We start from the raw sequence: 23,970 nt of genomic DNA, 5'->3' as shown, positions 1-23,970 counted from the left end.
CTGCCGATAATTCGACACTGAAATGGAAAACTACGCCGATAACCCAGTGAAATTTGCAGACTATTGTGGCAAAATCCGGCGCATTATGCTTCACAAACCGGAAATTGCAGGCCAGCCCGCCTGCTTTGCACGAACAACCTGTGATGCAATTTCGACAAAAGCGATTGATCCAGGCGCTAGGGCTAGTCATTCAGATTTTTTGAGCAATCGCTTCTAAGCTCATAACAAAGGAGATTTTTATGCGTGTAGGATTGCAGGTGCCTAACTTCACCTGGTCAGATGATCAAGGGCAACTCGGCGATACGTTCGCAACTATCGCGCGGCGTGCTGAGCGGGCTGGTTTCTATAGTCTCTGGGTGATGGATCACTTCTTCCAGATCTCACTCAACGGTCCCGCAGAGCATGAGATGCTGGAAGGTTGGAGCGCACTGGCTTTTGTAGCAGGGGTTACCAATCACATGAAGCTGGGTACGATGGTTACCGGCGTGACCTATCGTCAACCAGCTCTGCTTGTTAAGACGGCGACCACGCTCGATGTGCTCTCGCATGGGCGGGCCTACTTTGGCATCGGTGTAGGCTGGACGGAGGAGGAGCATCGCGGCCTGGGCCTTCCATTCCCACCCACGGCTGAACGTTTCGAGCGTCTGGAAGAAACGCTGCAAATTGCGCACCAGATGTGGGCAGGTGACGAGAAACCCTATCAGGGGAAATACTATCAACTTGAGCGACCGCTGAACTCGCCACAGTCCGTGCAAAAGCCACATCCACCTATCGTGATCGGTGGTACAGGTGAGCGCAAGACGCTGCGTTTGGTGGCCCAGTACGGCGATGCCTGCAATTTCGTTCGCCTGGGCAAAGACGAATTGCAGCGCAAGCTCAATGTGCTGCGCGACCATTGCCAGTCAATCGGTCGCCCTTACACAGAGATTGAGAAAACCACGATGGATCCTCTCTATGTCACCAGAGACGGTCGCAACAACAGCTATACACCGGAGGCTGCCATCGAGTATTTCAGAGGGCAGGCCGCGCTGGGCATTGACCAGGCTATCGTTTATATGCCTAATGTTGCCGATCTGGAGCCACTGGATCTCCTGGCAACCAAGATCATTCCAGAGGTGGAAAAGATGGAGGTTGCTGGCCGCTGAGGTAGTGTTGCAAAGAATAAGCTGATCTGCTACAGTGAAAGAAAAGAGGTCACCTCCATGAGCAACCAAAGCCAGCATCCCTTCCGCATGGCGTCATTTCCAGCCCGACATCATTCGGATGTCGCGTGCGTTGGTATCTGCGCTATTCGCTCGGCTACAGAGATCTGGAAGAGATCATGCTCGAACGAGGTCTGCAGGTCGATCATACGACGATCTATCGCTGGGTCCAACGCTACGCGCCGGAACTGGAAAAGCGCACTCGGCCTCATCTCAAAGCCTATAATGACTCGTGGCGCGTTGACGAGACGTACATCAAGATCAAGAAAACGTGGATGTACCTCTATCGAGCAGTAGATTCAGGTGGCCAGACGCTGGAGTTTCTCTTGAGTCCAGCGCGCGACGCTGAAGCCGCCACACACTTTTTCCGTAAAGCGTTGCACATCTCAACCTCTTCAACGCTTTACACTCGCTCCCACCAGGAGCAGATAGTCCCACCCACGGCTCTGGCTGATCCTCGCACTCTCACCACACTGCTTCCTCGTGTGATCAATGTGGATAAGAACGCGGCTTATCCCAAAGCTATCGCTGAACTCAAAGCCTCTGGAATCCTTCCAGCATCGGTCAAGCTGAGACAAGTGAAATACCTCAACAACCTCATCGAACAAGACCATCGTTTCATCAAACGCTTGACGAAGCCGGGGATGGGCTTTTTCTCGTTGGAGACCACCTGGCGAACCTTACAAGGCTTCGAGATCATGAACATGCTACGGAAAGGGCAAGTGCAAGGCATGAAAAAAGGCGACGTGAGAGGTCAGGTTGCGCTGGTCGCCACGCTATACGGTATTCTCGCGCAAGAAGCTGTTGAGTGGCTCAAGGCAAATTTCTTCAAAACTGAGCTAGAATTGGGTCGTTGCTTACGCTTGCCAGAAGAAGGACCATGGGAGTGTGACCTGTACCTGACCTGCTCAAAGTTTGTCACCACCCCAGCGTATGCCCCTCGACTCCGCCGCCGCCGTCGGATAGAGCGCGCATTGATGGAAGAAGCCCAGGAGAAAGGGTGGGTACGTGAGGTGGAACGTCATCAGTGTACGATACAACGGCTTGAGAAACTCCTCACGGATTTAACAGAACCTCTTGAGGGTCCAGAAGCCATAGATTAGGAGCAATTTCATCTTTCATACCGATGGGAGAGGCTGTGGCGCTTACGCAATCCTCTCCGAAGGTTGACGAGACTCTTCCCCAGAACCGAAGAGTCTCAAAAAACCTTGGTTATTTCTGACACACAGATGAGTTTGAAGGCTCTTCGAGGGAAAGTCACGCAAAGGCGAGGCGGTCACCTTTGCATGCAAAACAGATGTGTACAACCAGGGCTGCCAGAAAAATTATGACAAGGGGTGACGAGCCAGAAAAGAGTTGACTACGCGAGAGGCCTCCTTACGAAACTCAACGAAGTAGGCGTGCCGTCCCCCCTTGACGATATGCAGTTGCGCGCCTGCAATGCGCTCAGCCAGCAGGGATGCGTTGGCCGTAGGGACCTGCTGATCCTCGCTGCCATGAATGACCAGCGTGGGCGCATGAATGTCGGGCACACGGTCCCAGGCATCGTGTCCTATAACCGCCTGGTACTGGAGCCTGACCACATACTCAGGAATGGAACTCGTCGCGCCCTGCATCAGTTCTGGATGGGCCATAATCCAGGCAGGCGAATAGACCAGGGATAGGATCGCCTTGAGGTGCTCCTGCGAACGAGGTGGAAGATTGCTCAAGAGCGACTTGACTTCCTCGGTACGAGAAACGCCATGTCCTGGCGCGTTCCCAGTAATGTTACCCGGCCCGGTGGCACCAAGCACGAGAGCGCCGATGTGCTCCGCATGCTCGATGCCCAGCCATTGGCTGATCATTCCCCCCATCGAGTGCCCATAGACATGCGCACGCGCAACGCCCAGGTGATCGAGCAACGCAACCGCATCTTGAGCAAGACCGCGTGTCGTGTAGGGTGGTGTGTCTGGCTTGTCGCTTTGCCCTATCCCGCGATGATCGTAGACAATGACACGATAGCGGCCCGCGAAATCGTCGCGCACCCCGTTCCAATCCGTATGGTCGCGACCGTTCCCACTGATCAGCAAAAGCGGTTCGCCTGTTCCCACCTCTTCATAATACAGACGTGTCCCATCTGGGACGGTGACAAATGGCATAGAAGCTTTCTCCTTTGACTTGACGAACAAGACTGTCCTGTGATGTTGGTTTATTGAGACACTAAGCCCAATAAACCAACGGAAAGGCAAGCAGAAACAGATCGTTGATGCTGCGAAAAAAGCGTTCGATCTTGCCGTGCCCACTCCCGATCGGTCAACTCCCCCAGCCAACCACGCGCCACGTGGCCGCCCTTCTCCCGGTGCTAGCTCCGAACGTGGTAAAGGATAGCACAGCGACGAGGGCAGGTACATCACCCAAAGGGGGTGATTGTGCTACAGCGATATTCAGAAGCGCTTCCGCCATTTGCTGGGTCACTGGTACTCTTCTAGAGGATATTGTCAACTTGGCAACGTAGTCGAATACTATGCTAGAATTGCTTCATGAAAATAAACACCGCTTCCCCTAACTACAAAGGTTTCCGCTTCCCACCTGAAATTATCAGCCATGCTGTTTGGCTGTATTTTCGCTTCTCGCTCAGTTTTCGCGATGTCGGAGAGCTCTTAGCACAACGAGGAGTGGTCGTGAGCAATGAAACCGTGCGACAATGGTGTTTGAGGTTCGGGCAGACATATGCCAATGAATTACGTCATCGTCGCCCACGTTGTGGAGACAAATGGCATATGGACGAGGTCTTCCTCACCATCCGTGGGAAGAGACATTACCTTTGGCGGGCAGTGGACCAAGACGGCAATGTACTGGACATCCTTGTGCAGAGCCGACGAAACAAGAAAGCCGCCAAACGGTTTTTCCGCAAGCTTCTCAAAGGGTTACAATATGCTCCACGTGTGATTATCACCGATAAGCTGAAAAGTTATGGAGCGGCCAAACGCGAGATCCTGCCTGGCGTGGAGCATCGCCAGCACAAGCACCTCAACAATCGAGCGGAAAACTCGCATCAACCCACACGACTACGTGAAAAGAAGATGAGGCGGTTCAAATCAGCGAAACACGCGCAACGTTTTCTTTCTGCCTTTGAACCCATATCAAGGTATTTCCAACCACGGCGTCATCTTTTGAGCGCAGAGGAATACCGTGCTATTCTCCAGAACAGATTCCTGGTATGGAACGAGATAACCGCCACACAGCTGGTCGCATAACTGATCGTTTTCCTCAGAAACCTGCTGCCTGTCGTTTCTTTCCTCTTCACCACTCAGCAATGCACTGATGTTCCCACTAACAAGTTGACAATACCGCCCAGACTGGAGAGGAGAAATGGAATAGACACTTCCGTATTGCGTTGAATGAGATCAATCGTAGAGCCCTTTTGATCTAACTGTCCGTGCTGATGCTGCCCCAGTCCATAGAAGCGTTCGCCCTCGCGCGCCCGAAAACGAAACCTCTAGGTGAAACAGATCCCCACCCGCCGCCTTAAAAAAACGTGGGGGAATGCGTGTAGCCGGTATCGGTTGGGATTCAGCCAACAATTGAGTCCCACTGGTCGTGTTGGAAAAACGGAGTATCCCCTGCAGAGAGATGGTTGCAGTAAGCGCTCCATTGCTGATGGTTGCTCCCTCTTCCCCAATGGTGATCTGAACATCCGTATCAGAGGAAGGGGGAAGGAGGATGCTGAACAAATCGTCACGAATTTCCGCGCTTATCGTTGAACGTACCCGCAGGCTATCCCGTCCCCAGGGTTCTACTTGTAGCTTATTGCTATGATTCTCCCATAATGGCTTATTATTTTGTTGTCTGAATAGTTGCATAAGAAAAACCTTTCTTCATTAGAAGGAGGATTTAATCCTTCACAGCTCCAGCGACTAAACCGGACGTGATGTATCTTTGGGCAAATATGAAGACGAGAACGATCGGGAGAGCCGCGACCGTGGAGACGGCCATGAGATCGTTCCAGCGCGTCCCATATTCACTGATGAATTTGTAGAGGCCGAGCGTTAAGGGACGTTTGGTATCGTCAGAGATAAGCGCCAGCGGGAAGAGAAAGTCGCTCCACCCCATCAGAAAGGTGAGTGTAGCTACCGTCAGCAGACCAGATCGCGATAGTGGCAAAATGATTCGGTAGAAAGCCGTCCACAGGCCGCAGCCATCAATAAAGGCCGCATCCTCCAAATCACGTGGTAAGCTTAAGAAAAACGGGCGCAAGACCAGGACGGCAAAAGGCAGTGTGCGTGTCGTGATCGCGAGAACGACTGCCAGGAGCGAGTTTATTAAACCCATACGTGTAAACATCACAAAAAGAGGCAAAGCCAGCATTATGCTGGGAAACATCTGTGCCACCAGAAATACGATCAGAAATACGTTCTTGCCACGAACAGGCAATCGCGCCAGTCCATAAGCGATGGGGGTCCCCAGCAGCAGGCTCAGGAGCATAGTGCCGAGAGCGATTTGTACGCTATTGCCCATATAGTGCCACATGTCCTGATTCTGCACAAAGTTGTCGATGTAAGGGCTCCAGTCAAGTTGCAGGGGAAAGAGCGTGGGCGGTGAGCGAAACAGTTCAACCGTATTTTTGAGTGAGCTTACAATCACCCAATAGAGAGGAAAGAGTATGATCGCTGTACAGAATAGCCCCAGCGCTGTCAGGAGTAGTGTCTGCGAAGATTTCTGTTGCGTACTCATTGCAGTGTCTCCTCACGTCGAATGAGAAATAAATAGATCACACTCACAACGAGCAGGAGCAGGAAGATGAGTGCAGCTACTGCCGAGCCAGACCCCAGATCAAACTGCACAAAGGCGAGATTATAGGCATACAGCGGCATCACCTCAGTAGCATTCACTGGCCCCCCCCCGGCGGTGATTACATAGATTAAATCAAACACGTTGAGGGTATAAATGAACCCCAGCATCAACACAGCCAGGCTTGTCGAACGCATGAGGGGCAGGGTGATATGGAAAAGCCGTTTGAAGGAATTAGCCCCATCAACGGTCGCAGCCTCATAGAGCGTGGGAGAAATGCTTTGTAAACCAGCCAGGAGCAATGACATGTTAAACGGAATGCCGATCCAGATATTGGCGATAATCACCCCCCAGATGGCAATGTTAGGATCAGAGAGCCAATGAATAGGGGCATGAATGATCCCAATGCTTTGCAAGGCATAGTTGATGATGCCGGAATCGCTCTGGAGCATCCATTTGAAGATCGTCCCACTGACCACGATTGGCAACATCCAGGCGATCATCACTGAGCCACGCATCATACCCACCAACGGAAGGCGTCGCTGAAAGAGCAAGGCTAACAGGAAACCAATGCCAAATTGAAACACGATACATGCTACGGTAAACAGAAGTGAGCTGCTAACAGAAGAGTGGAAGGTCGAGTCGGACAAGACCGTCCGATAGTTTTCAAAACCGACGAAGGGCGTATCACCAGTGAGCAAACCACCGACATTCACCTGTTCAAAGCTAAACAACAGCAAGGTACAGACTGGGTAGAGCAGAAAGATAGCGAGAAACAAGGTCGCCGGCAACAAGAAGAGATAGTATCCAACAATCTTCCTGGCTCGTCGCTGCCTTTTGTTCTGGGCAACAGATGTTTTAGGAACCTGTGAAGGAGGAATCATGGTTATAGACACAGGCCACATGCTCCTTTCTAGAACCCCTCTCGCAAGAACGAAATGCCGGAGCAACTGTGTATTTACAAACACCAACCGTCGGCTGGAAAAACCAGAAACATGGTGCCATTGGTCGGCGTTTGCAAATAGAACCCGCCTTGCAACGTGAAGAACTGTTACTTCTTTTCAGATCGCCTGAGCGAAGCTAGCCATGCAGTGGCGCCTGCCACCTTCAGGTGGTTGGCGATCTGCATAAAGAACTTACGATGGCAGCAAGGGTTTAATAGTCTGTTCCGCTTGCCCAAGAGCAGCGGCAGGAGTTGCCTGCCCACTAATTGCCGATTGGAAGGCTTGCTGGACAGCATTGGAGATCTTGGGATAGTTTGGACCATACGCACGGGGTTTCGCAGTCAGCAAGGAGTCCGCAAAAACGGCGAGGTTCGGATCTTTTTGGAAAGCCTGGTCCTTGGCGAAGGACTTGACGCTGGGGAGCCGGACATCCGTGATAATATAGCTACTGAGCTGAGCCTGGTCCTGGGTCCATTGAATGAAATCCCAGGCTTCCTTCACATGGGAACTGGTTTTGGAAATCGCCCAGTTCTCACCACCGAGAATAGAGGCTGACTGCTGATTTTTCGGTAGCGGGACCACGCCCCAGGTGAATTTTGCCCCTTGCTGTACAGGTGGCAGATTCCAGGGTCCATTGATGCACATCGCCGCCTTTTGCGCGATAAACTGCGTGATCGCATCTTGCTGTGTCCAGTTCAGACTTTCGGTGGAAAGCAACCCCTCTTTAGTGAACGTGACCAGGTACTGGAGCGCACTGATTGCCTGTGAGCTGCCAATGGTATCCAGATCCGCTCCTGCCTCCCAGAGGAACGGCAAAAATTGGAAGGTTCCTTCTTCGCTCTTCACCAGAGACATCGAGAGCGCATAGACACCATTCTTCGTCAGCTTGCGAGCGGCACTATGCATCTCATCCCAGTTGGTAGGGGGCGTCACCCCAGCTTTCTGGAACATATCCTTGTTGTAGTACAGAGCTAGGCAGTTACTATTATTGGGAACGCCGTAATTCTTGCCTTTCCACATGGTGGATTTCCAGGGCCCGTCAAAATATTGGTCGGCTTTGCCCCAGGCGCTGATCTGCTCGGTCAGATCTGCCAACACCCCCATCGCGGCAAAGGCTGAGTGGTCAGGATTGTCGATCACCACGATATCTGGTAGTTGTCCAGAGGCAGTTCCCTGGAGCAGTTTTTGCTTCAAGTCTGCAAAGGGAATGCTCGTGTTCTGAAGTTTCACTGAGGGATTGACCTTTGAGTACCCATTCAAAAGGCCCATAAAGCCCTGACCAGGAGGGTTAAAATAATCCCACACCTTCAGGGTAATTGGTCCTGAACTGCTACTTGCAGTACTCGAACCGCCGCAAGCCGCGAGAGCTGCCGCCGCCACGCTACTGCTAAGGCCAAACGCGGCTGCGCGTTCAAAAAATACACGACGTGTCATACGTCTAGTTTGTACTGCTGAGGTCAGCGCGTCGAGAGTCATACCTTTCTTGGAAAACATGGACAATCCTCCTTTGGATTACAAATAACATTAGTACAGCGGGATGTACTGACGTAAAGATAACATGTCTTCAGGCTGGCCAGTAAAAGCATGCAATGTGCCACGAGCAGTTCAGAAGAAAAGAATCAAGGTGGGTGTGCCAAAGCTCCTTTCATAAACTTCACCTAATAAACTGTGAGCATAATACATCCCTACCTCCTAGTAAATTAGGTTAAGAATCAGGAAGATCAGGGGCCAAATTATTGCGCAAAGCGCTTTGCTAAGTATAAGCGATCTCAATGGAGATTGTCAAGAGTGATCCATAGAAGAATAATCACTCTACTTTTGCTCTTGACATCGCATAGATACATAGATTACACTAGTGCAAAGCGCTTTGCTAATCATAGGCCACGAAAGAAAGATAATATGCAGCCAAAAATGTCAGATGTAGCTAAAAGAGCTGGCGTAGCTTTAACAACCGTATCTCATACATTAAGTGGTAAACGCCCTGTATCAAATGAAATAAAACAGCGTGTTTATAAAGCAATAGAAGAACTGGGATATCATCCTCATATTGTCGCTCGCGCCCTCGCCACAAAGCGTTCCAGAACTATTTCACTGCACTTTCCTGCACCAATCCCTGATATATTTAAATCGCAAACCGGGTTCGTGATCAGTGCTGCTGAAACCGCTACCAGCGAGGGATATCCCCTAAGCCTCTGGACTGCCCCTAAGGACGTTCAAGAGCTTCTACGTATGATCGAGCAAAGCTTCATTGATGGGACTATCTTGATGGAAATCGCATTGCACGATCTACGCGTTGGAACCTTTTTAGAGCGTAATTATCCCTTTGTAATGATCGGCCATTGTGCTGATAATAACGGCATCAGTTTTGTCGATTTGGATTTTGATTATGCCCTTCATACTGCTGTGAAGTATCTTGTAGAATTGGGGCATCGTCACATCGCGCTCATCAACAACGCCTCCTCACTCTACGAAATGGGGATGGGCTATGTTGTGCGTGCGAAACAAGCCTTCTATCAGGCGATGCAAGGCTATGGATTGGTTGGTATTGACCGTTTTTGTGACCCGAATGAACAGGCTGGCTACGAAGTGACAACTGCTCTGATGGCGGCTGAACCCTCCGTGAGTGCCCTGCTCATCGCAAATGAGTGGATCGCCGGAGGCGTGATACGAGCACTCACTGATCGCGCTTTGAAAGTGCCTGAGGACGTTTCTCTGTTTGCAGTGGCTGCACCTCCTCTGGCGGAAATGACAACACCGACCTTGACGGCTATCGATTTTCCGGCTGCCGAGATGGGCCGCCTGGCAGCAACCATGCTCATCAGCAAACTGGAAGGGAAGGAACAAGAGCCCTCCCAACTCCTCTTGAAACCTGATTTTACCGTACGACGCAGCACGGGGCCATGTCGTAGACCATAAACGGCATTTTCTTTCTATCAGTGGGGGTGAAGCTGGTGCATAGGCTGAAGGTTCGATCAAAAATGCAGTGTGCCCGCGCCGAGGAACGTTCGACTCACTGCGCGCCTCTCTCTCGCGTCAGGGTCAATGGGGAGAAGGGAAAGTGAATCGTCATGGTGCGAAAGGCTTTGGCCTTCCTGATCAGTGAAGTACACCTCGATCTCATGATCATGTGCAAAGCACCACCTCGTCTTCTGAATTGGCAAAAGTTCCACATTGGACGGGAGCAGTATAATCCTGGTCTCTCTTTGCTCCACGACATACTTAAACAGTTTTCCCAGTACATACGTGCCAGTCATCCTCCTCAGAGTACTTGGCGAAAGCGCGCACATTTCCTGGTTCAAAGGAGGAATTTCGAGTACCTGTCGGACGATGCGCCGGAATAAGGTCTCGATATCTCTTCCGTTTGCATTAGAAAGGAGAATTACGGTGACCGCATCATCGAGGAACCGAGCCAAAAACGTGATGAAGCCGTTGATCGCACCCTGATGGTACGCCATGCGATGACCGCAATAGTCACCAATTCCCCATCCAAAACCATACTCTGTTGTGCTGCCATCTTCAAGCTGAACAGGGGTATACATACGCTTCAGTGCGCTTGGCGCTCCAGGGTGCGGTAATCGTGCAACCGTTGCGCCCGACCCAGATCCAAGATGCTCTTCAGAAGGCTGGTCCCTCGTTTCTGGGCGTGCGGAAGGCGTTTGAGCAACGAGAGGATCTGCGCGAACTGGCGAGCACGCCTCTCACGCTCAGCGTGCTCCTGCTCACCTATCAAGGAGCCAGTGCCTCGGACATTGTCGGGCAGAGTACGGATCTGGAGCAGCAGGCGTGGACAGAGTATGTGGCTCGCATGGTGGCTGAGAAAGGCAGCGTCACCCACTATCCCCTGGAACGTACCTGCGCCTGGCTTAGCTTTCTTGCTCGGCAGATGCAGATCCATCACACTCCCGTCTTTTCTGCCGAGTATCTGCAAACCGACTGGCTCGAAGCCGACCAGCAACGAAGCGTGGCCTGGCTCTTCACGCGCATCCCCGCCATCGTGCTTGGTGCGTGTGCTAGTCTGCTGGTCTGGGGTCTGCTGGGACTTTCCTTCTTTAGTACCGTTGATCTCCTTCAAGTAGGGGTCATTGGCGGATTCGCGGGAGGCTGCTTGAGTCGAGAGAGGAGCGCTGGATCTGCGGCCCACCCAAGCACTTCACCCACCTCGAAATGGACCCTTGTCAGCAACAGCATGCTTGCCGCAATGATTATTGCGGCAAGCTGTGGTCTCTCATTGGGAGGAGACTACCTTGTCACGCAATCATACACGATGAGCGACTGGTTGCGAGACGGAAGCATCCTTGGCTTGGGGAGTGGATTGAGCCTCTGGATCTTTCAGGTGCTCCTGCATCGCCGATCTTCGCCGCAGCCCAGGACGAGAAGCATGTCTGCGTTCCGGCGAGGGCGTCTTGTCAGGTGGTTCAACCGTGTAGCTCCTTCACACGTCTGGCAAGCGGCTCTCTCGCTGGGAGTCGGCATGGGGCTGGGCGTCGGGCTGATCGACGGGCCAGTCTTGCTGCTTACGGGAGCACTCTTGATGTGGACAGTGAGTGGAGGGGTGACGGTCCTGCGCCATTATGTGATCTGCTGGCTGCTGGCCCACCAGCGGAGCTTTCCCTGGCGGGCGCGAGCCTTTCTTGATGATGTCGCCACCCGTATCCTGCTTCGACGCGTCGGAGGAGGCTATAGCTTCATCCATCGCCGCTTGCAAGATTATTTCGCAGGTGTGATGGTGCCTCCTCCACAGAAATGAGGAACGGGAGAAAAGAGTAAAAACAGTATAAACGGCTCATATGGCTGCTCCAGGAACTTTTCCTTGCCATAGGCCGACAAGGGGTATGACAGCAGAGCATTCCGCCGCAACCTACTCAAGCATGGTACGACCAGCAACATTCCCGAAGGGCAACGTAAAAGTCACCGCAGACAGCACGGGCCGCACGCCCATATGGACAAAGATCAATTTAAATTCCGGACGTTTGTGGAGCGAGCTATTGCGTGGCTTAAAAACTACCACCAGTTACGTTATCGGTATGAGCGGAAGAAATGTATGTTCCAGGCCATGGTGGATTTCGCCTGTCTGCTTATTTGCCTACGACGGACGAAAGAGATATGAGTAGTTTTTGAGCGTGCTCCAGCAAGATTGGCAGCCGGAGTCTCTCCCGCATGATTTGAAGCGATTCGAGGCTGAACCAACCATAGGCCATGAGTTCGTGGTCCTCTAGGACTACGGGGCCACGTAATACACCGGTGAATGTGTTGAGTTCAAGCGTTCCACCTGGCAGCTCAATACGGGTCACCTTGAACGGTTTGACTTGCATGAGCACGGTACCAAGCTCTTCGTGAATTTCCCGCACGACTGCCTCCTGAGCGGTCTCACCCGGCTCAAGATGACCACCAGGAAAACCCCATAAGCCGTAGCAACTCTGTTGTTTCTGCTGTACTAATAGTACTTTTTTGTTTTCTATCACTAACACATCCGCAACTGACTCTATCATGTTATTCCTCACTTGGTTTTATGAGAGTGTGTCGTAACGAAGAAAAGTGCCGAGAGAAAAAGCAAAGGAGTCAGTCAAGCAAAGAGCAAGGATCAACTTCGATGACGAATCAGCGTGCTCGAAAGCCCTATCCCTCAGATGTGACCGATACCCAATGGGAGACCCTGGCCCCATTGATCCCAGAGCCAGGAGCCTGCTTTGTGATAGGATTTTACAGGCATCCTAGTCCTACCTCCATACGCTTTTTCTTCCTTGACTCCTGTGAAAGTGGCGTTCCCGCAGTTCTGCACCGTTTTCGTTTCAGGTCCTGCCAGATTGCCTTCTCAAGTATACCCGATACACAAGAGATTCGTCGATCTTGCAAGAGGGCAAGAGACATGCGGCAAAGATGTCCCCATATCTTCTCGCAGGTTCTGTCAGAATTCAAGCACCGCTCTGGCAAAGAAGCTAGGCTTCTGTTATGCTGATTGTAGCAAAACAGGATGAAACAAGGAGTACCCGCAGATGAACTGCCCCCATTGTGTTGCAACGACGATCAGGAAGCGTGCGAAGAAAACAGAACTGGGCTATGCAACTTTCTTCTGTCAACATGCCGGTGTACTTTCAATGAGCGAACTGGTATCCCTTTCAACTATCTGGAGGTTCCTACTGATATGGTTTTCCTTGTCGTGTTATGGCGACTCCGTTATAAGTTGAGTCTCCGCGATATAGCCGAGATGTTCTTAGAACGGGGTTTTGTTTTTACCCATGAGACAGTTCGGGACTGGGAAGCCCGGTTTGCTCCTTTGATGGCAGATCAATTGCGGACGAAGCGACGCGGACAAGCGGGAAGATCCTGGTATGTGGATGAGACCTACATCAGGGTCCATGGAAAGTGGTGCTACTTGTATCGAGCAATTGATCACAACGGCAATCTCGTGGATTCGCGGCTCAGTGAGAAGCGAGATATGGAGGCAGCAAAACAATTCTTCACGCAAGCAGTCGCGGTTGTTGGCCATGCACCAGAACAAGTCACGACTGACGGACATCGTTCCTACCCACGTGCCGTACATGAAGCCATAGGCAAGGAGGTGATGCATCGAACGAATGTGTATCTGAACAATCGGATAGAACAGGATCATCGAGGCATCAAGCAACGGTATTATCCCATGCATGGTTTCGGCTACGTCGCTTCAGCAGCACGCTTTTGTCGCGCATTTGATGAATTACGTCAATATTTTCGCTTCTGCTTTAGAGAAAGGGAAACACGGTCACTGGCGCAACGACGGCTGTTATTCTGTGAACGGCTGGTGGCCCTGCAAGAATTGATGACTGCCATTTCATAATTCAGCAAATGGTATCTGCGAGATTTTGAAGAGCTTTCTGTACTTTTGTATTCTCAGTTCTGACAGAGCCCCTGGACGCTTATTCTTACTCATAAATCATCCTTTCATTTCAATCGCAAAAGTGCGTGGAATCGTGTGAAATTTTCACAAGAAAGAGCAAGGATGAGGTAATGGGGAATCGGAAATATATTGCTTGCCCCTCGCCAGTGTGAAGGGTAACGATGCCCACATTCGCGACCAGGGCTTTCCAATTCTCCCATCTAGCAGGAGTGCAGAGGGCGGCAGCCCTTTGCCGGGGTGCGGGGTGTCCCCGCAAAAACCTTTTTTCTTCTCTTTTGCGCGCCGCCTGCGGCGGCGCGCGAAGGAGGGAAGGAAACTGGGGACGCCCCAGGCCCCGGCAGGGAGACCCCTGCCCCCCTTTGAGCGGAGAACTGGAAAGCCCTGCATTCGCGACCCTGCCAGGTTGACAGGCTCATCAACTCTATGTTACTCTCCCCCTACACACTACTATTGCAAGAAAGAACACGTTCACATGAACACTCCCATTTTCCGGCTCATGGAAACCTTCCCCACATAGGCGAGCACGCCGGGCCTGTGTGGGGTATCAAGGCACATCATAACGCCGCCTGACAAATCTGTTTCAGGCGTAGTTTCTCGTTGCCAACAATCTCTCTTCTTCTCTCATCGTTCCTCGACGTGCATCGCCAGACACCTCCTGTCGGTGATGCCTTTCTTTTTATGTAGCCATACTTTCATCATCACTGCGAGCAGGTGTCATTTCTCCCTTTCTGTTTGTTTTATGATTATTCATAAGGAGTCTTTCCGTGCCTGCATCGCAGAACCTACTACAGACGCGCCAGCGTACGTCTCTCTGGCACAATCGCGACTACATGATCCTCTGGAGTGGTCAATTGGTTTCAGCCTTTGGCTCACGCGTCTCAGTTATCGCCACGCCGCTCTTAATCGTCTCTCTGACCGGCTCACCGGCCCTGGCAGGTCTGATCTTTGCGCTTGGTACACTGCCCGGCGTGGTGCTCAGCCTTCCCGCCGGGGCGCTGATTGACCGCTGGAACCGCAAATCAGTGATGATCGTCTGTGATTGTGGACGCGCCATCGCTCTGGGCAGTATTCCCGTTGCTGCCGCGCTCAGTCATCTCACCATCTTTCACCTGGCCCTGGCGATCCTGCTGGAGGGGATATTAACCCCTTTCTTCGCCCTCGCGCAATCGGCTTCCCTTCCGCGCATCGTCGAGAAGGAGCAGTTGTCACAGGCGGTCGCGCAGAATCAGGTGCTTGTGGCCTCGTCACAATTGCTTGGCCCGGCGCTTGGCGGCCTCTTCTATGGCATCCGTCAGACCTTTCCTTTCCTGGTTGATGGAATCTCCTATGTGTTCTCGGTCGTCTCGCTCTGTTTCATCAAGAAGCCGCTCCAGAACCAGCCTCTTGCAGTTCGCCAGAAGCTGAGCACCGAGATCATTGAGGGGATGAGATGGCTCTGGCGTCATCCTGTTCTGCGCTTCCTGACAATCCTCCATTGGGGCCTGGTTACACCTACCGCTGGTTGGGTGCTGCTCTTTGAGCAACTGGCGCAGCATCTCCACGCAACGGCCTTGACGACGGGGTTGATTCTCGCCTGTTGCGGACTGGGGAATATTGTCGGCTCGCTGTTGGCTGGCCCGCTTCTCTCGCGCTTTCGGGCGGGGCAGATCTTTTTCGTCACGATTTGGCTCTGGGTCCTCTCATGGCTGCCGCTGACGGTTGTGCCCAATCTCTGGTCGTTTGCGCTGGTCAATGTCTCGACCTTCATTATTGCCTCCATCTACCTGGTTGCGCAGGCCAGCTACCAGCTCTCCCTGATTCCCGATCACATGCAGGGACGCGTCAACAGCATTATTCACTTGCTGGTGAATGGCAGTACGCCCCTGGGTATCGTGCTGACGGGCCTGCTGATCCAGCTCATCGGGCCTGTGGGGACCGTTCTGGCCCTCTTTGCCCCTCAATTGCTGCTGGCCGTGATCATGACCCTCTTTTATCGTCGCCTGGTTGCACTATCCTGAGCAATAGATAAAAAGGAGGCTGGAAAACCCTACAGGTCTCTCCGGCCTCCTGACGATAGGGGGATGAAGATGGATGCCTCGTTCTATCGTATCGCTCGTTTATTTCAGACTCTCCGCCAGAAAAAGTGAGCTTACTTGCTTAAATAGAGCGTCTCTCTTACCTCTCCAAGTGGTGTCAGGAGCCGATAAGCAACAGGTCTCTGTTTGTCATAGACTGTAGCCCACTCTTGCCAGAAAACTAACAAGGCCATTTTTCAGGAGAGCAGGTCTGGGAGATGCTTCAACGACACAGAGAGCGGCAAGGAACGTCCAGATGTCCAGGCCATGCTTCGGCGTGGCATGAAGCCGCACGAAATCACCGTTCCGACAGTTGCAAAAGAGGCGAGAGTGTCTGTTGCAACGATCTACCGGAGAACTGATCTCTTCACACTTGTCCAACAGGCCAATCCTCGCATTCAACGACGCCAGACCGAGCAAGTCTATCAAAACACCATTGAGCAGTTGCAAGCGGAACTGGAGCAGACTCAAGCAGATGCCGCATATTATCAGAAAGAAGCACAGATGGCAAAATTTGGAGAACGTCATCCTGGGCAAGAAGTGATCCAATTCAAAAAGACGATCCTCGCTTTACAAGGTCAGATTTCCTGTTTGGAAGAGCTGCTTGCTCACTGTACTTGTGGTGCTCATGCCCGTCACTCATCCTCTTGAACGCGTCCGGGTTCAGGTCGATCTCGCGTCGAGTGCTGCCTGGGGCTTCGCCTGCCCAAGAAAGACCCTTGACAACACGACAAATATCCCCTACAGTATCTCTCAAGCGCTACCATATCTTTTCGCCTCGTGATCTCATTGGCATTCCTGCTTACAAACAAGAAGGAGGCAACAGGTGGCACCGACTTTTATGAGTGGTAACACATATTGCAACTTTTGATTGCGATAAAAAGTCGCAACCCTGACGCTTTCTCAGCTCCTCAAGTGGATTTTCCAGTGGGAAAAGGCCAGTTTTGTCGCAATGAATACTTTAAATATGAGTAACCACTCATAAGAGTCGGTGCCCAACAGGTGGTCCTCTCTCAGGATTGGAGCGGTCAGCAGATCGGCGACTATCGCTTGCTGCGCCGACTCGGGGGTGGCAGCTTCGGGGAAGTCTATCAGGCTGAGGATCTCCGAGAACACGGCCTGGTGGCTGTCAAACTGATCAAGGCTCCTCTCACTGGACGAGAGGACCTCAAAGCCTTCCTCAATGAAGCCCGCTCCATACGTCTGAAACATCCGCATATTGTGCCGTTGCTCGACTTTGGCCTGAGTTCGCACGACCTGCCCTTCCTAGTGATGGAATATGTCGCTGGGGGGACGCTGCGCGACCGCTATCCCAAAGGCAGGAGTGTTCCTCTGGACATGGTGGTGGACTTGACCGCCCAGCTTGCCTCTGCCTTACAGTATGCCCATGACCGCCATCTGGTGCATCGCGACGTGAAGCCGGAGAACATGCTCTGCCGCACGGATGGGACCGTGTTGCTCAGCGATTTTGGCATTGCTTCGGTGGCCCACGCCTCTAGTTCGGCCAGTGCCTATCAGGACTTTGGTGGAACGCTGCCTTACATGGCTCCCGAACAGCATACGGGCAAGCCGCGACCAGCAAGCGATCAATATGCCCTGGCAGTGGTGGTCTATGAATGGCTAGCAGGGGTACGTCCCTTTCAAGGGACCGTGCCAGAATTGGTGTCTCAGCACCTCCACGCGCCACCGCCAAGGCTTTTGGATCAGGTATCCACGCTGCCACCCGAGGTAGAGCAGGTGGTGTTCAAAGCCCTTTCCAAACAGCTCCAGGAGCGCTTTGCCCGCGTGGAGGACTTCGCTGTTGCCCTCCAGGTTGCCAGCCAGTGGCATATTGCCCCTCCCAAACCCACATCCTCTTCACCAGAACTTCCCGTGCCCTCAGAACGGAAGCAACCTATGCCGAATCAAGCAACTGAGCGAGACCTCGCAAGAGGTGGCCTCTTCCCATCTGTTGCGTCCTCTCCCCCACCTTTTGCTAAGACAAGTGCTGACCAGCCAATGCCAGAAGAGGTCCCGCCAACCATCCCGTCTGAAGCTGCCACAGTCACTTCAGAAGGAGTTCCTGACAGTACTACGCCACTCTCGCCAGATCCTGTACCTCGCCCGATTCAGCACAGGAGAGCGCGAAGCCGACGTGTGCTTTTCGCCTTTGGCCTGGTGCTCCTCGTCGCACTCAGCGGCAGTGGCCTGTGGTACTTCGGGTCTCTTGCTCAAAGGACACCACCTGGAGCATCTTCTGCTATGTTGCCACCCTCCACACCAGATGTAGCTTCTGATTTGTCCCTGGTTGTGAACGCTAACGGCAGTCTGGTCCGGGGCTTTGGCAATGTCAGCGAGGCTGGTCATCGCGACCCTGGTGGCTATGAGATCACCTTCAACCGAGATCTGAGCCACTGCGCCTATATTGCTACTATTGGAGATCCGGCTAATGCGCTGGTCTACAATCCAGGACTCGTCTTTACGGCGGGGGGACATTCGAGCAACAGGGGAGTCTACGTCGAAACAAAGAATCTGGGTGGGGGCCTCACGAACTTTCCTTTCCATCTCAGCGTAAGTTGTCAGGGTCCCTACGCAGTCGTAGACGCTAATGGCAGTCTGGTCCGAGGGGCAAATGTGAGCACGGTAAACCATCTGAGTACTGGTCGCTATGAAGTGACCTTCAATCGAGATGTGAGCCACTGCGCCTATATTGCTACTATCGGTGATCCAGCCAACGCACTCGTCTCCAACCCTGGACTCGTCTACACTGCCGGTGGACATGGAGGCAATGAGGGAGTCTACGTCGAAACAAAGAATCTGGGTGGGGGCCTCACGAACTTTCCTTTCCATCTCAGCGTAAGTTGTCAGGGTCCCTATGCAGTCGTAGACGCTAATGGCAGTCTGGTCCGGGGCAGCACTGGCAGTGCTGTTACTCATCGCGGCCCTGGTGCCTATGAGATCACTTTCAACCAAGATGTGAGCCACTGCGCCTATGTTGCCACTATCGGAGACCCAAGCAATGCGCTGGTCTACAATCCAGGACTCGTCTTTACGGCGGGGGGACATTCGAGTAACAGAGAAGTCTACGTCGAAACAAAGAATCTGGGTGGGGGCCTCACTGACTTTCCTTTCCACCTCCATGTGAGTTGCTGAATGTGAACTGGCATTGCAGTGTGAAGATGTATACGTCTGCCTTAAGGCCGCGAGAGAGAACAGGTGAGATCTTCTCGTAACCCTTTTCTCAGATGGTTGCAGTCAGTCATCCAAAATTCCCGAATCATCAAATCTGACAGACCCACTTTTCACGTCATTTATCCAAAAAGTAGTGCCAGTGCTTCTGATATTCTCACAAGCAGTGGATGTAGATAGTGCGCAGGAGGAGATATCATTGAGAGAAACGAACCCGAGAAAAGAGGTCAAGAGTGCACGCCGTCTGGAGACACACTTTCGCAGTCCCCAAATGGATCTGTGGCAGCTCTCCGACACTGAATGGTTACTTGCTTTGAGGAGGCCAGAGCCCGCGTCCGCGCAAGAAAGTGAGCAAGATCACGGCTTTCGCGCAACAACTCCCATTGCCTTTGTTTGGCGCGACTGGATAACAAGAAAAGGTGCAAGGCCCTTTTGAAGAGATCTTGCTCCACCAAATGGTAAATAGCATCCGCGCGTGAGCAGGTTTGGCCCTTCGACCTCGCGCACTTGCCCTCCCCTATGAGGCGACTTTCACACCAGGGCTTTCCAGTTCTCCGCTCAAAGGGGGCAGGGGTCTCCCTGCCGGGGCCTGGGGCGTCCCCAGTTTCCTTCCCTCCTTCGCGCGCCGCCTGCGGCGGCGCGCAAAAGAGAAGAAAAAAGGTTTTTGCGGGGACACCCCGCACCCCGGCAAAGGGCTGCCGCCCTCTGCACTCCCGCTAGATGGGAGAATTGGAAAGCCCTGACTTTCACACGCGTTTCCTGGAAAAACCACTCCCTATCAGGTATACTGTTCCTCACACGTATCAAGAAAAGGACAATGAATGGGGAAGAGAAATTATCTGATCGGGGGAGTCTCCGGCGCGGGCAAAACCTCGGTCTGCACAGAATTACAGCGTCGTGGCTACCAGGCCATTCATGGTGATAGAGAACTGGCCTACCAAGGAGACCCAACGACTGGTGAGAAAACGGAAGGCTTCCGCCCCGAGCATCATATTTGGGATGTAGAGAAAGTACAAGCCTTCATCGCTAACAAGGATGAGGCGGTCACCTTTTTCTGCGGTGGGTCGAGGAATTTTTCCCAATTCCTCGAGTTATTAGATGGCGTGTTTATTCTTGAGGTCGACCTTGACACCAGTCTCCGGCGGATTGATGAGCGAGTGGCACTGGACCCAACTGACTGGGGCGGAAGACCAGAGGAACGGGAAATCTCTGCGCGCTTGTATCAAACGAAAGAAGGCATCCCTAGCAGTGGCATCGTAATAGATGCCACACCGCCGCTTGTCAGCGTCGTGGACGAAATCCTTCGCCATGTCCAAGCTTCGGCTTGATAAGGCTTTGACCTCAACGCTTTGTGCCCATAGGGGAGGGCAAGTGCGCGAGGTCGAAGGGCCAAACCTGCTCACGCGCGGATGCTATTTACCAGTACGTCTTCGAGGTCGCAGCCACCAGTTGGGCACAGCCGAGGTCGAGAAATGGTCACTGCTTCCACAGGATGCCAGCGCGAAAACCCGCGCGAGCTGTACCAGCAGTTGTCCCTTACTGCGTCTTGCTGCCATCACTTGTGCTGTGCCCCAGTTCACCCGCATACAGGGATGAGAGGCTTGTTCCCAGAGCGCTGCCTTGATCTCGTTCCGCGATCCGTTGATTCCATCTGTCCCTCCTCGTTCGTTGTTGCACTCGCCTGCTTGTGTTGTGAGCACAAAGAACTGGTGGTAGGGTGCTGGTGGGTGAAAAAAGGTAGACAAATCGACAATGAGATCGGTGGCAAGCGCAGCGGCGTAGGCGGCATGAAAGACATGGAAGCCCGCATCATCATTCATGGGAAGGCGGATACGCTGAAAGGGGGTTCGGCAGAACGAGCAGCGTTTCGAGAGGCTCTTAACCTCAGCCGCGATTCGGTGTTCATCATTCACAATGAGCATCTGGCAGTCTCCTACACTAATCCTTTCGCACGGCTCCTAAACAAGAGCACGCTTCTCCAGAACAGTGTAAGAACTGGCTTTGTGTTTGACAAGCTGGTTCGCCAACTTGCTCTCCCCAACTACGTGTAGTGATTTGGCTCTGACTCAATTTTAATGTGTTCTTAACGGGCGATCAGCTATACTTCGGTCATAAGTTGAAAGGAAATGGAAGGAACCAACTCATGACCAGTGCATTGCGCTCACCCGACCCTGAATATCTACAGATCCTTGAGATGGAAGTCAGAAATGAGGCTATTGTTGTGCATGCGACAACCCACAACAAAGGGGCTCTCTGCCCACTTTGCCAGCATTCTTCTGAGAAAATCCACTCTCACTATATCCGCACCCTTGCAGATCTCCCTTGTTCTGGGCTTCCTGTTCGTTGGTCCATTCAGGTTCGACGATACAAATGTCTGAATACATCATGTTCTCGCAAGATCTTTGTCGAGCGGCTTCACCCTGGCGCTCCAGCTTATGCACGACGATGGCTACGGCAGAAGAGCTTGCTCCTTCAGGTCGCTTTTGCTCTGGGGGCAGGCCAGAGGAGCGACTTCTTCATCACTTGAGCCTGTCTCTGAGCAATGATTCACTTCTCCGTTTACTGAGGGCAGCTCCTTTGCCCAATATTCCATCTGTGCGAGTTCTCGGCGTGGATGATTGGGCGATACTCTTCTGGGACAGCGAGATCCGCAGAGATTCGATCAGTGTAGGTTGCATGTGCGTCAGACGAGCCAGTGCCTTGAGTACTGCTGCCTTGTCCTGCTCCTGATTTCTCTCAAGAGCATCGAATTGCTTGAGTAAGGCTATTCCAACCAATTGCGCCGTCTCTTTATCTTGCCAGACAGAGAGAACATTGAGGAGAGAACGATACATGTTTTCGTCGGTCTCCTGGTCAAGCCAACCAGATACCTGTTCTACAAAAGAAGAAAAACGGTGCATTGGGATCTGATGATCGCAAACCTGCCATTGCAGCGATTGCAACAGAAGTCGTCTGACATGGGAAGGAGTAACTGACAGCATTTGTATCTGTGTCTCGAATGTGTCAGGTGTTACCTTATGTATTGGAACTGCTTATCGTGTAGCAGAGGGAGATATGAGGCGATCTTCTGCTCCGTTCATGCCAGGAGTGTTTTTGCCGAATCCGAGGATGTGCTTCACTGCCTCGATCCGTTGGGTGAAGCACATGGTCTGTCTATGGTCACGCTTTCTACTGAGAAGTTCTTGCGAGCGCAAACCCTTGTTCTTCAAATAACAGCCATCTCTGCTCGATCTCTCTTCCTCTGGTGATGTCATTGGAGACATGAGTCATCCCTGATTTTTCTGGACACTGATATGTAGCCAGGAGAGAAAAAAAGAGGCTAGGCAAAACGGATCTCCTCGTTTAGACTGTTGAGTATGAAAGCAATCAACACCTGAACGAGGAGATCCGTTGTCATTATGGCAGAACTGTCTGAAACCTTCAAACACCTGGAACGAGATCCGCAGGGAGGATCACAACATCTGCTTCATTTGCTCGAAACGTTTTTGTTCCCCTTGCTTACAGCGTTGGATGAGATCCTGGATAAACGGCTTGTGCGTACCTTGTTGCAGTGCCTGGTGGCGATCATTAGCTTGCGCAATCACCCGCAAGCCCTCTGGTTGAGCGAACTGGGTTCCTCTCTGGACGGCTATGCTGGATATGCCTCCAGTGCGACAGCAGGCACGAAACGGGTTGGGAAACTGCTGCGGTCAGTGAAATGGACAGTGGATGTCATTGACCACTATCTCCTGGAAAAAGCTGATGAAGAAGTACAGAACCTCAAAGTACAAAGAAAACGGATTCTCTGCATTTGGGATGGAAGTGTCTTGGAAAAAGCCGAGAGTGAAAAACTCGAAGGATTGTGTCCCGTTCTTTCGAGTAAAGCAAAACGACGAAGCCGCACGAAACGGGGCTTGGTCTTCAACTGGCCTGCTGTGCGCCCGGTGCGGGTCATGGGCATGCAATGGACCGCAGCGCTGATTGTGGGAATGCAAGGACTTCCCCATCTAGCGCTGAGTCGTTGGTGGACGACCAAAGGCGTCTTTGCGACCAAGTTACGGGACGCCGAGGAAGAGGCATTACGTGTCTGTGTCAGGAAATGGGGGCCGTTGCTCGTCCATGTGTTTGATCGTGGGTATGCTTCAGGATATTGGCTTCACGTCCTTTCGCAATATCGTGTTCGTTTTGTGATCCGCTGGATCAAAAAGCATGTGTTCCTCACTCTGGCTGGAGAAGAAAAGAAGCTCTGGCAAATTGGGCAAGGCAAGAGATATCGAGCGCATAAAGAGATCTGGGATACGACCACCGGAGAAAAGATGTCTTGCGACCTCTGGTGGAGTGCAGTTCGCCATCCTCAGTCAGGGCAACCGCTGTTTCTGGTCAAAGCTCGCGTGAAGAAAGGCGTGATGTATCTTATTACGAATGAAACCGTTCACACAGAAACACAAGCCTGGGAGGTCTTTTTCACCTATCGACGACGCTGGCAAATTGAACAGAGTTTTCGCTATGCCAAATGCGAATTGGCGTTGGAATGTCCGCGTTTGTGGTCGTTGGAAGCTCGTCTCAAACTGCTGGGAATGGTTATGCTCGTCTATGCTTTCTTGCTTTCTTTGCTCGATTCCTCCTATCAAGATCTAGTAGCCGCGCTTTTGCGCTTCAGATGCCACCGCACTGGAAAGCGGTGCTTGAACAGTCAAGCACCGCTCTATCGGCTCCGATGGGCGCTCAGTCGTCTCTGGAACGATTATCGCCCTCATCTGAGTTGTTTCATTCCCCTTCTGATGATCCTCTCGTTGTCGCTTCCCTCATTCGAGATCTCGAAAGGTTTCAGAAAAATTGGGGATGACTCATATCATGAGGAGTATCCACCTCCTCGTCCAAAGCGTTATAACGAAGGTTTTGGTCGTCCAGTCGCGAAGCCCTTGATGACCACCTCGTGGCCTTCGGTTGGCTCAAGCGTCTGACCAAATACTAGGGGT

Annotated in this window: 20 protein-coding genes and 3 pseudogenes; 13 read left to right on the top strand and 10 right to left on the bottom strand. The window is 52.3% G+C overall.

What is annotated here, in order from left to right; translation table 11 throughout:
* Positions 1–239 precede the first annotated feature (239 nt).
* Together K3T83_RS50805 and K3T83_RS50800 are read left to right on the top strand one after the other, a co-directional pair.
* Positions 240–1,145 (top strand): LLM class F420-dependent oxidoreductase, encoded by a 906-nt coding sequence (locus K3T83_RS50805; RefSeq protein ID WP_220210754.1) that lies wholly within the window; start codon positions 240–242, stop codon positions 1,143–1,145.
* A 118-nt stretch (positions 1,146–1,263) separates the two neighbouring features.
* Positions 1,264–1,996 (top strand): annotated as a pseudogene (locus K3T83_RS50800) (IS6 family transposase); the annotation flags it as partial.
* Positions 1,997–2,527: 531 nt separating this feature from the next.
* Here the strand turns inward: K3T83_RS50800 and K3T83_RS50795 are convergent.
* Together K3T83_RS50795 and K3T83_RS50790 are read right to left on the bottom strand one after the other, a co-directional pair.
* Entirely contained in the window at positions 2,528–3,340 is an 813-nt protein-coding gene (locus K3T83_RS50795) for an alpha/beta fold hydrolase (RefSeq protein WP_220210753.1), read from the bottom strand.
* Positions 3,341–3,494: 154 nt separating this feature from the next.
* On the bottom strand, positions 3,495–3,656 hold the full coding sequence (locus K3T83_RS50790; protein WP_220210752.1) for a hypothetical protein: 162 nt from the start codon (positions 3,654–3,656) through the stop codon (positions 3,495–3,497).
* A gap of 65 nt (positions 3,657–3,721) precedes the next feature.
* Here K3T83_RS50790 and K3T83_RS50785 point away from each other — a divergent pair, with 65 nt between their 5' ends.
* A complete protein-coding gene (locus tag K3T83_RS50785) occupies positions 3,722–4,438 on the top strand; it encodes an IS6 family transposase (protein ID WP_220210751.1) in 717 nt (238 codons plus the stop codon).
* Positions 4,439–4,588: 150 nt separating this feature from the next.
* Here K3T83_RS50785 and K3T83_RS50780 read toward each other — a convergent pair whose 3' ends face one another.
* From K3T83_RS50780 to K3T83_RS50765, 4 genes are all read right to left on the bottom strand, one after another.
* Positions 4,589–5,044 carry a hypothetical protein gene (locus tag K3T83_RS50780; RefSeq protein WP_220210750.1) on the bottom strand — a complete coding sequence of 152 codons (456 nt, stop codon included), beginning with the start codon at positions 5,042–5,044 and terminating at the stop codon, positions 4,589–4,591.
* 31 nt (positions 5,045–5,075) lie between these two features.
* Positions 5,076–5,915, bottom strand: coding sequence for a carbohydrate ABC transporter permease (locus K3T83_RS50775; RefSeq protein WP_220210749.1), 840 nt, complete (start codon positions 5,913–5,915; stop codon positions 5,076–5,078).
* Complete coding sequence (locus K3T83_RS50770; protein ID WP_236065272.1) at positions 5,912–6,868, bottom strand: carbohydrate ABC transporter permease; 957 nt, start codon at positions 6,866–6,868, stop codon at positions 5,912–5,914. Before K3T83_RS50770 ends, K3T83_RS50775 begins: the two co-directional genes overlap by 4 nt.
* 240 nt (positions 6,869–7,108) lie before the next feature.
* Positions 7,109–8,410: an ABC transporter substrate-binding protein gene (locus K3T83_RS50765; RefSeq protein ID WP_220210748.1), complete on the bottom strand. Its 1,302-nt coding sequence runs from the start codon at positions 8,408–8,410 to the stop codon at positions 7,109–7,111.
* 405 nt (positions 8,411–8,815) lie between these two features.
* Here K3T83_RS50765 and K3T83_RS50760 point away from each other — a divergent pair, with 405 nt between their 5' ends.
* Positions 8,816–9,832 (top strand): LacI family DNA-binding transcriptional regulator, encoded by a 1,017-nt coding sequence (locus K3T83_RS50760; RefSeq protein WP_220210747.1) that lies wholly within the window; start codon positions 8,816–8,818, stop codon positions 9,830–9,832.
* Positions 9,833–9,888: 56 nt separating this feature from the next.
* Here the strand turns inward: K3T83_RS50760 and K3T83_RS50755 are convergent, their stop codons facing one another.
* The gene (locus tag K3T83_RS50755; RefSeq protein WP_236065271.1) at positions 9,889–10,455 is read right to left on the bottom strand and encodes a serine hydrolase domain-containing protein; all 567 of its coding nucleotides are present in this window, start codon (positions 10,453–10,455) and stop codon (positions 9,889–9,891) included.
* Between the two features lie 38 nt (positions 10,456–10,493).
* Here K3T83_RS50755 and K3T83_RS50750 point away from each other — a divergent pair, with 38 nt between their 5' ends.
* Together K3T83_RS50750 and K3T83_RS58390 are read left to right on the top strand one after the other, a co-directional pair.
* Complete coding sequence (locus K3T83_RS50750) at positions 10,494–11,663, top strand: hypothetical protein (protein ID WP_220210746.1); 1,170 nt, start codon at positions 10,494–10,496, stop codon at positions 11,661–11,663.
* A gap of 132 nt (positions 11,664–11,795) precedes the next feature.
* A pseudogene (locus tag K3T83_RS58390) lies at positions 11,796–12,023 on the top strand (hypothetical protein); the annotation flags it as partial.
* Here K3T83_RS58390 and K3T83_RS50740 read toward each other — a convergent pair.
* The gene (locus K3T83_RS50740) at positions 11,992–12,405 is read right to left on the bottom strand and encodes an NUDIX hydrolase (protein ID WP_220210745.1); all 414 of its coding nucleotides are present in this window, start codon (positions 12,403–12,405) and stop codon (positions 11,992–11,994) included. The pseudogene K3T83_RS58390 and the gene K3T83_RS50740 overlap by 32 nt on opposite strands.
* A 504-nt stretch (positions 12,406–12,909) precedes the next feature.
* Here K3T83_RS50740 and K3T83_RS50735 point away from each other — a divergent pair.
* From K3T83_RS50735 to K3T83_RS50715, 5 genes and pseudogenes are all read left to right on the top strand, one after another.
* A pseudogene (locus K3T83_RS50735) lies at positions 12,910–13,730 on the top strand (IS6 family transposase).
* A gap of 824 nt (positions 13,731–14,554) precedes the next feature.
* Positions 14,555–15,787 (top strand): MFS transporter, encoded by a 1,233-nt coding sequence (locus K3T83_RS50730; RefSeq protein WP_220210744.1) that lies wholly within the window; start codon positions 14,555–14,557, stop codon positions 15,785–15,787.
* Positions 15,788–16,174: 387 nt separating this feature from the next.
* A complete protein-coding gene (locus K3T83_RS50725; RefSeq protein WP_220210743.1) occupies positions 16,175–16,495 on the top strand; it encodes a hypothetical protein in 321 nt (106 codons plus the stop codon).
* Positions 16,496–16,846: 351 nt separating this feature from the next.
* A complete protein-coding gene (locus tag K3T83_RS50720; protein ID WP_220210742.1) occupies positions 16,847–18,976 on the top strand; it encodes a serine/threonine protein kinase in 2,130 nt (709 codons plus the stop codon).
* Positions 18,977–19,833: 857 nt separating this feature from the next.
* Positions 19,834–20,340 carry an AAA family ATPase gene (locus tag K3T83_RS50715; RefSeq protein WP_220210741.1) on the top strand — a complete coding sequence of 169 codons (507 nt, stop codon included), beginning with the start codon at positions 19,834–19,836 and terminating at the stop codon, positions 20,338–20,340.
* Between the two features lie 84 nt (positions 20,341–20,424).
* Here K3T83_RS50715 and K3T83_RS50710 read toward each other — a convergent pair whose 3' ends face one another.
* Positions 20,425–20,934, bottom strand: coding sequence for a hypothetical protein (locus K3T83_RS50710; RefSeq protein WP_220210740.1), 510 nt, complete (start codon positions 20,932–20,934; stop codon positions 20,425–20,427).
* Between the two features lie 221 nt (positions 20,935–21,155).
* Between K3T83_RS50710 and K3T83_RS50705 the strand changes: the two genes are divergently transcribed.
* Positions 21,156–21,539: a transposase family protein gene (locus K3T83_RS50705; RefSeq protein ID WP_220210739.1), complete on the top strand. Its 384-nt coding sequence runs from the start codon at positions 21,156–21,158 to the stop codon at positions 21,537–21,539.
* Here K3T83_RS50705 and K3T83_RS50700 read toward each other — a convergent pair.
* The gene (locus K3T83_RS50700; protein ID WP_220210738.1) at positions 21,532–21,846 is read right to left on the bottom strand and encodes a hypothetical protein; all 315 of its coding nucleotides are present in this window, start codon (positions 21,844–21,846) and stop codon (positions 21,532–21,534) included. The two genes, K3T83_RS50705 and K3T83_RS50700, sit on opposite strands and share 8 nt — an antisense overlap.
* Before the next feature lie 564 nt (positions 21,847–22,410).
* Here K3T83_RS50700 and K3T83_RS50695 point away from each other — a divergent pair.
* The gene (locus tag K3T83_RS50695; protein WP_220210737.1) at positions 22,411–23,955 is read left to right on the top strand and encodes a transposase; all 1,545 of its coding nucleotides are present in this window, start codon (positions 22,411–22,413) and stop codon (positions 23,953–23,955) included.
* Positions 23,956–23,970 lie beyond the last annotated feature (15 nt).

It is taken from the genome of Reticulibacter mediterranei, assembly GCF_016587455.1.
This window is presented reverse-complemented; position numbering and strand designations above follow the sequence as displayed.